At 70.5% G+C, this 12,577-nt stretch carries 13 protein-coding genes and 2 tRNA genes; all 15 read right to left on the reverse strand.

Annotated elements, in window-relative coordinates:
- Positions 1–122: 122 nt before the first annotated feature.
- The 15 genes from DEIGR_RS04210 to DEIGR_RS04275 all read right to left on the reverse strand — a co-directional run bounded on the left by DEIGR_RS04210 (position 123) and on the right by DEIGR_RS04275 (position 12,530).
- Positions 123–1,463 (reverse strand): S41 family peptidase, encoded by a 1,341-nt coding sequence (locus DEIGR_RS04210; RefSeq protein ID WP_058975550.1) that lies wholly within the window; start codon positions 1,461–1,463, stop codon positions 123–125.
- 109 nt (positions 1,464–1,572) lie between these two features.
- On the reverse strand, positions 1,573–2,817 hold the full coding sequence (gene fabF / locus DEIGR_RS04215) for a beta-ketoacyl-ACP synthase II (RefSeq protein WP_058975552.1): 1,245 nt from the start codon (positions 2,815–2,817) through the stop codon (positions 1,573–1,575).
- 231 nt (positions 2,818–3,048) lie between these two features.
- Positions 3,049–3,279 (reverse strand): acyl carrier protein, encoded by a 231-nt coding sequence (gene acpP, locus DEIGR_RS04220; RefSeq protein WP_046843145.1) that lies wholly within the window; start codon positions 3,277–3,279, stop codon positions 3,049–3,051.
- Between the two features lie 188 nt (positions 3,280–3,467).
- The gene (gene fabG / locus DEIGR_RS04225; protein WP_058975555.1) at positions 3,468–4,217 is read right to left on the reverse strand and encodes a 3-oxoacyl-[acyl-carrier-protein] reductase; all 750 of its coding nucleotides are present in this window, start codon (positions 4,215–4,217) and stop codon (positions 3,468–3,470) included.
- A gap of 34 nt (positions 4,218–4,251) precedes the next feature.
- On the reverse strand, positions 4,252–5,157 hold the full coding sequence (gene fabD / locus DEIGR_RS04230) for an ACP S-malonyltransferase (RefSeq protein WP_058975557.1): 906 nt from the start codon (positions 5,155–5,157) through the stop codon (positions 4,252–4,254).
- Complete coding sequence (locus tag DEIGR_RS04235) at positions 5,154–6,206, reverse strand: beta-ketoacyl-ACP synthase III (RefSeq protein WP_058975558.1); 1,053 nt, start codon at positions 6,204–6,206, stop codon at positions 5,154–5,156. Before DEIGR_RS04235 ends, fabD begins: the two co-directional genes overlap by 4 nt.
- Positions 6,207–6,361: 155 nt before the next feature.
- On the reverse strand, positions 6,362–7,660 hold the full coding sequence (gene tig, locus DEIGR_RS04240) for a trigger factor (protein WP_058975560.1): 1,299 nt from the start codon (positions 7,658–7,660) through the stop codon (positions 6,362–6,364).
- 260 nt (positions 7,661–7,920) lie between these two features.
- Positions 7,921–8,006: transfer RNA gene (locus DEIGR_RS04245), tRNA-Leu, on the reverse strand.
- A gap of 76 nt (positions 8,007–8,082) precedes the next feature.
- Positions 8,083–8,159: transfer RNA gene (locus DEIGR_RS04250), tRNA-His, on the reverse strand.
- A 91-nt stretch (positions 8,160–8,250) separates the two neighbouring features.
- Complete coding sequence (locus tag DEIGR_RS04255) at positions 8,251–8,676, reverse strand: c-type cytochrome (RefSeq protein ID WP_058978520.1); 426 nt, start codon at positions 8,674–8,676, stop codon at positions 8,251–8,253.
- 5 nt (positions 8,677–8,681) lie between these two features.
- Positions 8,682–10,412: a b(o/a)3-type cytochrome-c oxidase subunit 1 gene (locus tag DEIGR_RS04260; protein ID WP_083523920.1), complete on the reverse strand. Its 1,731-nt coding sequence runs from the start codon at positions 10,410–10,412 to the stop codon at positions 8,682–8,684.
- Complete coding sequence (locus DEIGR_RS04265) at positions 10,409–11,005, reverse strand: cupredoxin domain-containing protein (RefSeq protein WP_058975562.1); 597 nt, start codon at positions 11,003–11,005, stop codon at positions 10,409–10,411. The genes DEIGR_RS04260 and DEIGR_RS04265 overlap by 4 nt, the downstream gene beginning before the upstream one ends.
- Before the next feature lies 1 nt (position 11,006).
- Positions 11,007–11,138, reverse strand: coding sequence for a hypothetical protein (locus DEIGR_RS21435; protein ID WP_269083787.1), 132 nt, complete (start codon positions 11,136–11,138; stop codon positions 11,007–11,009).
- Positions 11,135–11,584: a CBS domain-containing protein gene (locus DEIGR_RS04270; protein WP_083523921.1), complete on the reverse strand. Its 450-nt coding sequence runs from the start codon at positions 11,582–11,584 to the stop codon at positions 11,135–11,137. The genes DEIGR_RS21435 and DEIGR_RS04270 overlap by 4 nt, the downstream gene beginning before the upstream one ends.
- 142 nt (positions 11,585–11,726) lie before the next feature.
- A complete protein-coding gene (locus DEIGR_RS04275; RefSeq protein ID WP_058975565.1) occupies positions 11,727–12,530 on the reverse strand; it encodes an AfsR/SARP family transcriptional regulator in 804 nt (267 codons plus the stop codon).
- Between the last annotated feature and the right edge of the window lie 47 nt (positions 12,531–12,577).

The following is a 12,577-nucleotide window of genomic DNA, read 5'->3' on the forward strand; positions in this document are numbered from 1 at the left end:
GGCGGGTCACAGCAGAGTTCAGTGGTCTTGAGGGCCTTGCTCAAGACCACTGAACCGAGCGGAGCGAGCACCTGACCACACCAGCGGTTGGAAGTGGAATTGAAGGGTGTGGTGTTGGCCCTTCAATGGAACTGGAAACCGCTGAGGGCGGCCTGCAGCACGTTGTCCATGCCGCCTGCCAGGAACGATTCCGGCGCGGCGGGCACGCGCACGTCCACCACGCTGCCGTGCCCTTCGATCAGTTCGCCGGACGGCCGGAACGACGCCATGGACGCCACCCGGAACTGCAGGCCACTGGGCAGCGCGTGGACGCGCGGGGAACCGCTGCCGCCCCCGCTCGTCTCGCCGAGCAGCGTGACGCCCGGCAGCCCCTGCACGCCACTCAGGAAGATGTCGGTGGCGCTGAAGCACTGGCCGTCGGTCAGGACGACCACCGGGCAGGTCACGCGCGGCTCGTCCGGCGCCGCCGGGTGAACCACCTGCGCGTACCACCCGCTGAACGACTCTGCCGGAGGCGTCCAGGTCGGCCTGAATGTGCTCATGGTCTCCGCGACTGCGGCCCGCTCCGCGTCCGTCCAGTGCGGGCCGTCCACCGGGTGCAGGTGACGGCCCGCGAGCCGCTCGGCACCCTCGGCGTCCAGCTGGCGGCTCGCGGCGACATTCACGACCCGCGGCCCGGCCTCGCGGGGCAGCAGCGCCCGCAGCAGCGGCAGGAACACGTCCCGCATGCCACCGGGGTTCCCGCGCACGTCCACGATCAACCCCCGCGCCGACCCGAATTCCGGCAGCCACCGCGCGATCTCCGGCGCGGCGCGGGGCGTCATGGCCGGCAGGCGCAGGTACCCCACGTCACCGATCCAGCGGGACTGCGGCGCGGGCCACACGCCGTACTCCGGCCGCTCCGGCACCACTGGAACCTGCACCTCCCGACTGCCCGTCCCGTCCGAGAGCGTCAGGGTCGCCGTGTCCGTCTCGGGCCGTCCCAGGCGCCGCCGCGACTGCTGGATCAGGTGCAGGCCACTCACGGTCCGCTCACGCCGCCACGACGCGCCGCTCCCCGCGACCAGCGTCCCCACCTGGGCCAGCCACGCCTCCACCCCCAGGCCATCGATGGCCGTCAGGAACGGGAAGTCCGGCAGCAGGAACCCGGACCGGTCAGGCCGGACGGCCACCACCCGGTCGCCGGACACGTGCATCAGCGCGGGAATCGCGCCGGGCAGCGGCCGGAACTCCCGCACGCGGGCGTGCCCGTCCACGCTGCGGGACAGCACGCCCTGCAGCGCCTGCGCCCACTCGCCCCGGTCCTGCCGCTCGGGCGCCCCCCGCAGCGCGTCCGCGAGCAGCCCCGGCAGTTCCTGCCCGAACCCGCTGGCGTGCAGGTAAGCGTAGTGATCCTCCAGCAGCGTCTGGAACGCCTGCTCGTCCCGTTCCGCTGCGGCCCGGTCTATCCAGTCTGCAGTCATTGACCGGCAGGATAGAGGCAGGGGCGCGCCCTTAAGCCATTTGACCTGCCCCACGCAACACACAGCAGAGGCCCCCTCCAGTGATCGGAGGGGGCCTCATCGTTGAACGTCAGATCTTCTTGAACAGCAGCGCGGCGTTCTGGCCGCCGAACGCGAAGGAGTTGCTCAGCGCGTACTCCACCTGCGCCTCGCGGGCTTCCAGGGGAATGTAGTCCAGGTCGAGGTCCGGGTCGGGGTCGGTGAGGTTGATGGTGGGCGGCAGGACGCCGTCCTTCAGCGCCTGCGCGACCGCGATGGCTTCCACGGCACCGGCCGCGCCGAGCAGATGCCCGGTCATGCTCTTCGTGGAGCTGACGGCCAGCTTGTGCGCGTGGTCGCCGAACACGTGCTTGATGCCCTGCGTTTCGTGCAGGTCGTTGAAGTGCGTGCTCGTGCCGTGCGCGTTGATGTACCCGACCTGATCGGGGTTCACGCCCGCCGTGGCGAGCGCCATGCGCATGGCGACCTGCGCGCCGCGGCCCTCGGGGGCGGGCATGGTGATGTGGTGCGCGTCGGCGCTGGTGCCGTACCCGACGACCTCGGCGTAGATGGTCGCGCCGCGCTTCACGGCGTGCTCGTACTCTTCCAGCACGACGACGCCCGCGCCCTCGCCCAGCACGAAGCCGTCACGGGTGGCGCTGAAGGGACGGCTGGCGAGTTCCGGCTCGTCGTTCCGGGTGGACAGCGCCTTCATGTTCGAGAAGCCCCCGATCGCAATGGGCGTGATGGCGGCCTCGCTGCCCCCGGCGATCATCACGTCCGCCAGACCCAGCTGGATGTACCGCGCCGCGTCCCCGATCGCGCCCGTACCCGTGGCGCAGGCGGTCACGACCGTGCTGCTCGGGCCGGTCGCGCCGTACCGCATGGCGACGTGCCCGGTCGCCATGTTCGCGATCATCATCGGGATGAACATGGGGCTGATGCGGCCCGGCCCGCGCGAGTGCAGCACCCCGGCCTGATCCTCGAAGGTCTTCACGCCGCCGATGCCGCTGCCGATCACGGTGCCGGTGCGCTCGCCGCGCAGCTGTTCTTCGCTCAGGCCGCTGTCCTGCACGGCCAGCGCCGCGCCCGCCAGGGCCAGCTGCACGTACCGGTCGAGTTTCTTCGCCTCGCGCGGATCCACGAACGCGGACAGATCGTCATTGACCTCACCCGCGATCTTGCTGCCGGTCTCCGCCGGGTCAAAGCGCGTGATGGTCGCAATGCCGCTCTTCCCGGCCCGCTGCGCCTGCGCGAACGCCTGCGCGCCCACCCCGATGGGCGTGACCGGCCCCAGGCCCGTGATCACCACCCGTTTCAGTCCTGAAACACCCACTGGCTTCCCTCCTGACTGGGCGCGCCCACAGGGGCCACCCGGAAAAAGTCGGGGCGGGAGGCGGATCTGTGCCCGCACCCCGCCCGCCGTCCGTCCTGTGCGGACTTCTGCGGCGTCACTGAACTCCGCTCCGGGCACTCCGGCAAACCGCGCCTGCGTGCCCTGCGCTGCGTTCAGCGCCGCCCTTTCCCTGCTCGCTCCGCTCGGGTCGGGCTGACCCGACCAGGGAAGTTATTGCTTGCTCTCGATGTAGTCGACAGCGGCCTGCACGGTGCGAATCGTCTCGGCGTCCTCATCGCTGATGGTGATGCCGAACTTGTCTTCCAGACCCATGATCAGTTCCACGGTCTCCAGGCTGTCCGCGCCCAGGTCCTCCACGAAGCGGGCCTCGGGGCTCACCTTGTCGGCGTCGACACCCAGCTTGTCCACGATCACGTCTTTCACATCATCAAAAGTTGCCATGAGTTCGTACCTCCTGATACTGAAGTCTGCGCCAGTCTACACGCGGCGCCCATGAGAGTCGGCTGATTTGAACAGGGTCCAAAGGCCCGGAAAAAGGCGGGTATCACGCCGCTCCGCGCGGCAAGTTCCCTGACGGAGCGGTTCAGGTCTCTTTGAAGAACAGCGCCCTTGGGAGACCTGAACGCCGCTCAGTGAGGATTCAGCCCGCCGTCCACGCCGATGGTCTGCCCCGTGATGTACCCCGCGCCGTCGCTGGCGAGGAACGCCACGAGCGCCGCGACCTCCTGCGGCTGCCCGAAGCGCGCCAGCGGAATGCCGCCCAGGTACGCCTGCTGCACGGTGTCGGGCAGCTGCGCGGTCATGTCGCTCTCGATGAAGCCGGGTGCCACGGCGTTCACGGTGATGCCGCGCCCGCCGTACTCCTTGGCCAGCGCCTTGGTCAGGCCGATCAGGCCCGCCTTGCTCGCCACGTAGTTCGCCTGTCCGGGGTTGCCCATCAGGCCCACCACGCTGGCGATGTTGATGATCCGGCCCGAGCGGGCGCGCATCATGTGCTTGATCGCCGCGCGGCACGCCATGAACGCGCTGGACAGGTTCGTCTGGAGGACGGCGTCCCAGTCCTCGTCCTTCATGCGGATCGCGAGGGTGTCCCGCGTGATCCCGGCGTTGTTCACGAGGACGTCCAGTCGGCCCATGGTCTTAATGACGTCCTCGACGAGCGCTCCGGCGTTCGCGGGGACGGTCAGGTCGGCGCCGAACACCTCGGCGCGGACGCCGTGCGTGGCGGCCTCGTCGGCGACCTTGCGGGCCTCGTCGGCGTTCCGGCCGTAGTGGATGGCGACGTCGAAGCCGCTGGCGGCGAGGTTCAGGGCCATGGCTCTGCCCAGGCCCCGGCTGCTGCCGGTCACCAGGGCGACTTTACGGGAGGTTTCGGTCATGGGTGGATGCTCCAGGGAATTGGGCGGTGGGGATTCACAGGGTGAAGTCCTGCACCTGCGCGGCGGTGCCGACGTTGATGGTGCGGGCGTCGGGCAGGATGCGCTTGACGAGGCCGGTCAGGACGGTGCCGGGGCCGAACTCGATGAACACGTCGGCGCCTGCTTCGGCGAGGGCCTGGATGGTCTCGACCCAGCGCACGGCGCCGGTGATCTGCTCGGTCAGCAGGCCCGGCAGGGCGGTGGGGTCGGTGTTCGGCTGCGCGGTGACGTTCGCGTAGACGGGGAAGGCGGTCGGCGCGAACGCGGTCGTCTGGAGCTCCGGGGCGAGCCCAGCCGCGGCGGGCGCCATCAGCGGGCAGTGGAAGGGCGCGCTGACCTTCAGGGGAATGGCTTTCAGGCCACGGGCTTTCAGGGCGGCGTTCGCGGCGTCCACGCCGTCTTTCGTGCCGCTGATGACGGTCTGGGTGGGGGCGTTGAAGTTCGCGGGCTGCGCGCCCTCGGTCCCGGCGCAGACTTCCGCGACGATGGCCGGGTCGCCCATGACGGCGCTCATGGCGCCCGCGCCGACCGGGACGGCGGCCTGCATGAGTTCGCCACGCTGGCGGGTCAGGCGCAGCGCGTCCCCGAGGCTCAGGGCGTCGGCGGCCACCAGCGCGGAGTACTCGCCCAGCGAGTGCCCGGCGGCGAACGCGGGCGTCAGGCCGGTCTGGGCGCGCCACGCGCGGTACGCGGCGACGCTCGCGGCGACCAGGGCCGGCTGCTGGTTGGCGGTCAGGGTCAGGTCCTCCAGCGGCCCCTGTTCGATCAAGGCGCGCAGGCCCGGCAGGACGTGCTCGACCTGCGTGTACACCTCGGCAGCCTCGGGGAACGCGGCGGTCAGGTCGGCGCCCATGCCGACGCTGTGCGAGCCCTGTCCGGGAAAGAGTGCGGCGATCTTCATGCGTTCACCTCTGCCTGCTGCTCGCCCCGCTCCTCGGCCCTCAGGCTGGGCGCGCCGCCCCACCATTTCATGGTGCCCGCCACCCAGCTCAGGCCGCCGCCGAACGCGATCAGCAGGAGCTGCTGCCCGTCCGTGATCTGACCGGCGTCCACGCCCTCGCGCAGCACGAGCGGGACGGTCGCGGAACTGGTGTTCCCGTAGCGGTCGAGGTTCACGATGGTCTTGCTCATGGGCAGCCCGAAGCGGTCCATGGCCGCCTCGATGATCCGCACGTTCGCCTGGTGCGGGATGACCCAGTCCACGTCGGCGGTGGTCAGGCCACTCTTGGCGAGCACCTGCGTGCCGCTGTCGCCCAGGACGCGCACGGCGAACTTGAAGACCTCGCGGCCGTTCATGCCGACTGATTCGCCCATGGGGAACCCGCCCGGCAGCTGGGGGGCGGCGCAGCGCAGGTACAGGCTGGACCCGCCGTTCCCATCGGCGCCCATGATGAAGTCCTGGAAGCCGTACCCGGCGGGGACCGGGCCGACCACGGCGGCGCCCGCGCCGTCCCCGAAGAGGATGGCGGTGTTGCGGTCGTTCTGGTCCACGACCTTGCTCAGCGCCTCGGCCCCCACCACGAGCACGCGCCGGGCGCTGCCCGCGAGGATCAGGCCCTGCGCGACGCTCAGGGCGTACACGAAGCCGCTGCACGCGGTGCTCAGGTCGAAGGCGGCCGCGCCGGTCAGGCCGACCTGCATGCCGATCAGCGCGGCGGTGGACGGCATCAGCGCGTCGGGGCTGACGGTGGCGCAGATGACGGCGTCCACCTCGTGCAGCGCCTGCGGGTCGCGGCGCAGCATGTCGCGCACGGCGCCGACGCCCACGTCGCTGGTGTACTCGTCGGGCGCGCTGAAGCGGCGTTCGCGGATGCCGGTGCGGGACTCGATCCAGTCGGCGTTGGTGTCCATGCGGGCCTCGAAGTCGCTGTTCGGCACGACGCGTTCGGGGACGTACATGCCCAGCGCCGTGATGCCCAGCGTGGGCCGGGTGGGGGAGGGGTCGCTCATGGGGGCACCGTAGCATTCTTTGAACGGACGTTCAATGAATTGAGTTCAGAGTTCGTCCGGCCGTCCGGGCCGCCACGCTCACCCGCCTCATCAGGCCCAGGAGACCGAAAAAGCCGGGGCGCTCCCGCAGGAACGCCCCGGCCCTTTACGCGGGATTACTCCGCGCTGTTCTCGGTGCTCTCTTCGGTGCTCTCGGCGGCCTCGCTGCCTTCGCTCTTGGCGCCGGACAGCTGGGCGATGGCCTGCTGCAGGCCCTTCTCGCGCACGAGGCTGATGTAGTACGAGTTGATGCCGTTCGGCCCGAGCTGCTTGCTCAGCTCGGCCGGGGTCAGGCCGTTGGCCTGCGCCAGGGCGTTCATGGTCTGGTTGAACTCGGCGTCGCTGACCTGAACCTTCAGGTCTTCTGCCAGTTTCTCCAGCACCAGGTCACGCTTCACGCGGCTCTCGGCGTTCTTGCCCAGGTCGGCCATGAAGTCGTCCAGCTTGCCCTGCTCCTGCATGAACGCCTCGTACTCGCCCCACTTGACGCCCTGGCGGCCCAGGTCGTCCTTGATCTCTTCCAGCATGCCCTCGCGGCGGCGGTCCAGCAGCGCCTGGGGAATGTCGGCTTCCATGCCGTCGACCAGCGCGGTGATGAACTCCTCGCGGCGGGCGGCTTCGCCTTCCTGCTGCGCGCGGCGCTCCAGTTCACCCTTCAGGTCGCCTCTGAGGCGCTCCAGCGAGTCGAAGTTCAGGCTGCCCGCGAACGCGTCGTCGAGCTCCTGCAGCTGCTTGGTCTTCACGTCCACGACCTTGACGGTCACGGTGTGCTCGGGGTGCTCGTGGTCGCCGTGGCTGTGCGCGGGCACGGTGATCTCCACGGTGTCGCCCTTGGTCTTGCCGACCAGCGCGTCACGGACGTGTGCCTCGGCGACGTCCAGGTACACGGGGTACGTGCCGCCGTCCTCGCCCTCTTCCTCGATGGTCACCTGGTCGCCGGCCTCGATGGGACGCTCGACGCTCTCGAAGGTGGCGTTGCGCTCGCGCAGGTCGTTCAGGGTGCGCTCGAGCACCTCGCCCGTGATCTCGGGCGCGGCGGCGCTGAGGCTCAGGCCGCTCCAGTCGGCGAGTTTCACTTCGGGGTACGTCTCGCCCTTCACGGTGAACTCGAACGTCTGGCCGCTGGCCAGGGTCTGCGGCTCGATGCTGGCGTCCACGAGGCTGAGTTTCAGTTCGCGGGCGGCCTGGGTGTAGTGGGTTTCCAGCAGGCGGTCACGGACTTCCTGCTCGACGTAGCCCTTGCCCACGCGACCTTCGATGACCTTGCGGGGAGCCTTGCCGGGGCGGAAGCCGGGCACGCGCACGTCGCGCGCCAGACCGGCCCACACCTGGTCGTAGGCGCGGTTCACTTCGGCGGCGGGCACCGACACCTTGAATTCCACCTTGTTGCCTTCTCTGCTGATCAGCTCTGCCATTGGGTCTCCCGTCTGCGCCGCCTCCGCCCGCCGTCAGGCCCCGGTGGGGGTGCGTGCGGGCGTGCGCGGCGCGTTCCTCTGTTGAATCTGCCCTGCCGCTCACCGGCTCCCCACCAGTGCGGGGGCCTGGGCGCGACATGCCGCCAAGCATGATAGTGCATTTGCGCGCAGTGGGCAGAGAGACGCGGTGCTGGGCCGCCGGGGCAGAATGCAGAGGCGGCCCCTGCCCGCTGTGGGTGAGGCCGCCGCTGCGCTGCGTGTGGTGCGAGGAAAGGGACTTGAACCCTCACTCCCTACGGGAACCAGATCCTAAGTCTGGTGCGTCTACCAATTCCGCCATCCCCGCACGCTGGTTGTGTCCGCCTGTCCGGCGTGAAATGAAATCCGGCCCTGGGCTCACGCCTGGGGCCGGAATTTCGGTGTGGGGTGGATTATGGGATTTGAACCCACGACCTCCGCTTCCACAGAGCGGCGCTCTAACCGGCTGAGCTAAACCCACCACGCTGGCCCACGTCCTGTCAGGCCCACACAGATTAAAGGCAGGGGGGCCACCTGTCAATCCCATGCGGGCGGCGGGTGGCCCCGGCAGGTCACTGGAGGGTCTTCACGTACGCCTGGATGGCGTCCATCTGCGCGTCGGTGGGGGGCGCGCCGTCCAGGCCGGTGGTGGCGAAGCGGGGCATCACGACGCCCAGCGTGCGGCCGTCCGGGGTTTTCCCGTCCAGCACCGCGTGCCGGAAGTCGGCGGCGCTCCAGCTACCCACGACCTTCAGGGCGGGGCCGACCGCGCCCTCGGCCTTCGCGCCGTGGCAGCCGGCGCAGTTCCCGGCATACAGGACGCTGCCGTCCGGGGTGGCGGCGCTGCTGGCCGCCGCGACGACCGCGCCGCTGCCCGTGCCCGCCAGGCGGTGCCCGACCCCGTACGAGCCGGCGCCCAGCGCCGCGCCCAGCACCAGCAGGCCAACGAAGCCCGCGATCTGCCCCGGCGTGAACCAGCCCCCGTGGGTCTCGTTCATGCCGCTCACCAGAGCCTCTGACCGGGAATGAACTGGTAGTTCGTCAGCATCGGCGCGATGACCGGACCGTACACCAGGATCACCAGCACGAGGGCCGCGAACGTCAGGGCCAGCAGCGGCTCGGTGCGGCGCACCAGCGGGCTCGCGTCGGCCAGCACCTCCCCGGCGGGGCTGATGGCCTCACTGGTGGGGATCGGGGTGCGTTCCGGGTCGTCCACGCGCCGGGAGAGCAGCGTGCGCCACAGCACCGTGTAGAAGAGGATGGCCGCGACGAACAGCACGATGCCGCTGGCCGCCGTGATCGCCTTCGGAAGACCGAGGTGCATGGCGTCGTACACCGCCTGCTGCGCCGAGGCGCTCACCTGCGCGCGCCGGGGCACGCCCGCCAGGCCCTGCCAGTGCATGCCGAGCGCGAAGAGCATCATGCCCGTGAACCACCACCACACCGACGCCAGCGCTGTTCGGGGCGACGCGAGCCGCTTGCCGGTCAGGTGCGGGACCAGCCAGAACATCACGCCCATGAACGTCAGGGTGGTCGCGGTGCCGACCGTGATGTGGAAGTGCCCGGGAATCCACGCGGTGTTGTGCACCACGGGCGAGAACGCCATGGAGGCGTTCACGATGCCGCCCGCCCCGCCGAAGATGAACGACACCATGGCGAGCACCTGCGCGGTCATGCTGGCGTTCCCCCACGGCAGGCGGCGCACCCAGCCGATCAGGCCCCGGCCCCCCCGGGCGCGGGCGGCGTCCTCCAGGGACGCGGCGGCGCTGAACGCGGTCAGCAGGCTGGGCACCGCGACCAGGAACGTCAGGAACATGTGGATGATCTTCCAGCTGTTCTGAACATTCGGGTCGGCGTACTGATGGTGCAGGCCCACAGGCACGCTGAACACCAGGAACATCGCGAACGCCAGCCGGGTCAGGCCCTCGCTGGCCATGCGGCCACCCGCCTGCCGCGGCAGGAACGCGTACCACGAGATGTACGCCGGCAGCAGCCAGAAGTACACGATGGGGTGCCCCGTCCACCAGAACAGCGTGCGGGCCAGCAGCGGGTCCACGCCGCGCGTCAGGCCCAGCGACCAGGGAATCAGCAGGACCACGACCTCAATCACGAGGCCCAGCGCCGCCACGACCCACATCAGCCACGTGGCGACGCTCATGTACGTCACGACGGGCGTCACGCGGCCCGGGTGGGCGCGTTTCCAGGCCAGCCACAGCCACACGACCTGCCCGGCCACCAGCAGGCTCGCGGCGACCATCACGGCCGCGCCGATGTAGAACACCGGGCTGCCCTCCAGCGGCGGGTAGAAGGTGTACAGCACCGTCGCGTCGTTCGTCAGCAGGGGCACGGCGGCCGTGAGCAGCCCCGCGGTCATCATCAGGTACGTGAACCACGCGAAGCGCATGTTCGGGCGGACGTTCAGGTCCCGCACCGGCAGGTACAGCATCCAGCCGCTGATGAAGAACTGCGTGAACACCAGCGCGTTCAGCACGCCGTGCAGCGTCAGGCCCTGGTAGTACGACTTGATCAGCACCTTCAGCAGGGGGTAGTCGTACACGTTGATGCCGCCGTAGTTCAGCGCCTGCAGCGGCCCCAGCAGCACGCCGATCATCAGGGCGACGAAGGCGGTCACGGCGTAATACTGCGTGAGCTTCTTGAGGCTGCTCAGCGTGGCGGCGTCCAGGCCCGGCAGCGCCGCGCTGGGGGCCGACTGGGAGGGAAGGGCGGTGGTCACTGGGTCTCCTTGGCGCCTGTGGCAGGCGGATCGACCACGAAGCGGGTGATCATGTTGTGATGCCCCACCCCGCAGTACTCGTTGCAGATGGCGTGCTGCTCGCCCGGGTGGCGGAACGTGACGGTCAGGGAGGCGACGTGCCCGGGCAGGATCTCGGCGTTGATGTTCGTGCCGGTCACCTCGAACCCGTGCGCGACGTCGGTCGCGGTGACGTGCAGCGTGACCGGCACGCCCGCCGGGACGCGCAGCACCGCCGGCTGGAACGTGAAGTTCCCCGCCACGATGTACGCGTCCAGGGTGCCCTGATCATTCAGAAGGGGCTGCCCGGCCGCGTCCACGACCAGGCCCGGTTTCACGAAGGGCGTCGCGGCCAGATTCTTCGGATCCACACGGCCCCGGACGATGGGCCCGTCGTGGGCATGCCCGCTGCCCGCGTCCAGCAGGGGGTAGGTGCCGCTGACCACGCTGGCCAGCACGCCCACGAACAGCAGCGCCGTCATGACCGCCGCCACGCCCAGCCACGCAGTCTCGTAGCGTTCCAGCGCGTGGTGGTCCAGCCGGGCGGGCGGGGCGGATTCAGGAGCGCGGCTCATGTCAGGCCCGCCCCTGCAGGACACCCAGCGCCAGCATCCACAGGCTCAGGATGCTCAGCACCAGGGTGATCACCACGACCAGCGTGCCGCGCGGGGCCTCGCCGCCCTCCTGCGGGTGGTGCGGGCCACTCACGCCTGCGCCTCCGCACCACTGGCGGTACCGGGCTTGAGTCCGTCCTCGTACGCGTAGTCGCGCAGCACGTCACTGACGGTCACGACGCCCACCACGCGCCGCTGGTCGTCCACGACCGGCAGGGCGCCCACCCGGTGGGTGAGCATGGTGTGCGCCGCGTCGCGGGCGTCCGCGTCGGGACGGGTCGTGAGCACCGAGCGGCGCATCACGTCCGCCACGGACACGGCCGCCAGTCGCGTCGTGGCCTCCCAGGGGGAGAGGCTGGACACGCGGCTGGGCATGGCCTCGCGCACGTCGCGGTCGGTCACGATGCCCACCAGGGTCGCGCCGTCCATCACCGGCAGGCGGCGGATGCCGCGCGAGCGCATCAGGTGCGCCGCGTCCGGCAGGGACAGGGTCGGGGCCGCCGTGATCACCGGGGCCGTCATCAGATCAAGTACTCGCATGGAACACCTCCATGCCGTGAGGGTCCAGTGAGGGCATTACGAAGGCATTACGGCCCGATCGGCCCCAATTCAGGCCGTCTGGGCGCAGCAGCAGCGAGGGCCCCGGCGGTGACCAGGGCCCTTCATCCAGCCCGCCTGTCCGTCAGGTGCGGTCGCCGGAACCGGCGGGGCGGAACGGCGCGTCCACGCACGGCAGTTCGCCCTCCTTGAGCCGCTCGGCGAACGCCACCGTCTCCGGCAGCGGCGTGTCCCCGATCTCGGTCAGGAGGTACTGCCGGTAGCGGCGGTAGTACTCGGTCGCCGCGTACCGGTCCCGGGTCATCGCCAGACACGCCATCAGCCGCTGGTGGTGATCCTCCCCGATCAGCGGGTCGGTCTGCGCGGCCCGCACGAGATCCTGCGCCGCCAGCGGGCACTCGTGCGCCGCGCAGTGCAGCCGCGCCAGGGTCAGGTGCGCCTCCACGACCGCCGCGCGGTGCGCCTGCCGCGCCTCCTGCACCCACTCGCCCGTCAGGTGCGGCAGGTACTCGCCGTCCGCGCACGCCAGCGCCCGGCGCAGCAGTTCCTCCTGCGCGCGCGGCAGTTCGGCCTCCCGCGCGCCGTGCAGCGCCCGGTGCAGCGCCGCCGTGTCACTGGCCGCCAGCAGGTCCGGGTGCAGCGCGTACCGCCCGCCCCGCTCGGTCACCGCCTCCGGGAAGTCCAGCGCGTGCCGCAGCCGGTGCAGCGCCACCCGGAAGCGGTTCGCGGCGGCCGGAGTGTCCTCCAGATCCCACAGGTCCCGCAGCAGGTCATGCCGGTAGCGGCCGTCCGGGTGCGCGTGCAGGTACCACAGCAGTTCCTCCGCGCTGCGCGCGGGCCACGTGACCGGCACGCCGCCGCGCAGCACCTCCGCCTGCCCCAGTGAGCGCAGCAGCCAGTCCCCATTCGGCCTGTCCCCGTCCGTCATGCCCGCCACCTCCTGCCCCCATGGTGCCACGCCCAGGCGCGCGCAGG

It is taken from the genome of Deinococcus grandis, from assembly GCF_001485435.1.
In the GTDB taxonomy this organism is placed as follows: Bacteria; Deinococcota; Deinococci; order Deinococcales; family Deinococcaceae; genus Deinococcus; species Deinococcus grandis.

Bases quoted from the DNA above. Each gene is read 5' to 3' on its own strand.
- DEIGR_RS04270 (WP_083523921.1), bottom strand. From the start codon at position 11,584: ATGCGAGTACTTGATCTGATGACGGCCCCGGTGATCACGGCGGCCCCG.
- fabG (WP_058975555.1), bottom strand. From the start codon at position 4,217: ATGACCGAAACCTCCCGTAAAGTCGCCCTGGTGACCGGCAGCAGCCGG.
- DEIGR_RS04255 (WP_058978520.1), bottom strand. From the start codon at position 8,676: ATGAACGAGACCCACGGGGGCTGGTTCACGCCGGGGCAGATCGCGGGC.
- DEIGR_RS04210 (WP_058975550.1), bottom strand. From the start codon at position 1,463: ATGACTGCAGACTGGATAGACCGGGCCGCAGCGGAACGGGACGAGCAG.
- fabD (WP_058975557.1), bottom strand. From the start codon at position 5,157: ATGAAGATCGCCGCACTCTTTCCCGGACAGGGCTCGCACAGCGTCGGC.
- DEIGR_RS04235 (WP_058975558.1), bottom strand. From the start codon at position 6,206: ATGAGCGACCCCTCCCCCACCCGGCCCACGCTGGGCATCACGGCGCTG.
- acpP (WP_046843145.1), bottom strand. From the start codon at position 3,279: ATGGCAACTTTTGATGATGTGAAAGACGTGATCGTGGACAAGCTGGGT.
- DEIGR_RS04275 (WP_058975565.1), bottom strand. From the start codon at position 12,530: ATGACGGACGGGGACAGGCCGAATGGGGACTGGCTGCTGCGCTCACTG.
- DEIGR_RS04265 (WP_058975562.1), bottom strand. From the start codon at position 11,005: ATGAGCCGCGCTCCTGAATCCGCCCCGCCCGCCCGGCTGGACCACCAC.
- tig (WP_058975560.1), bottom strand. From the start codon at position 7,660: ATGGCAGAGCTGATCAGCAGAGAAGGCAACAAGGTGGAATTCAAGGTG.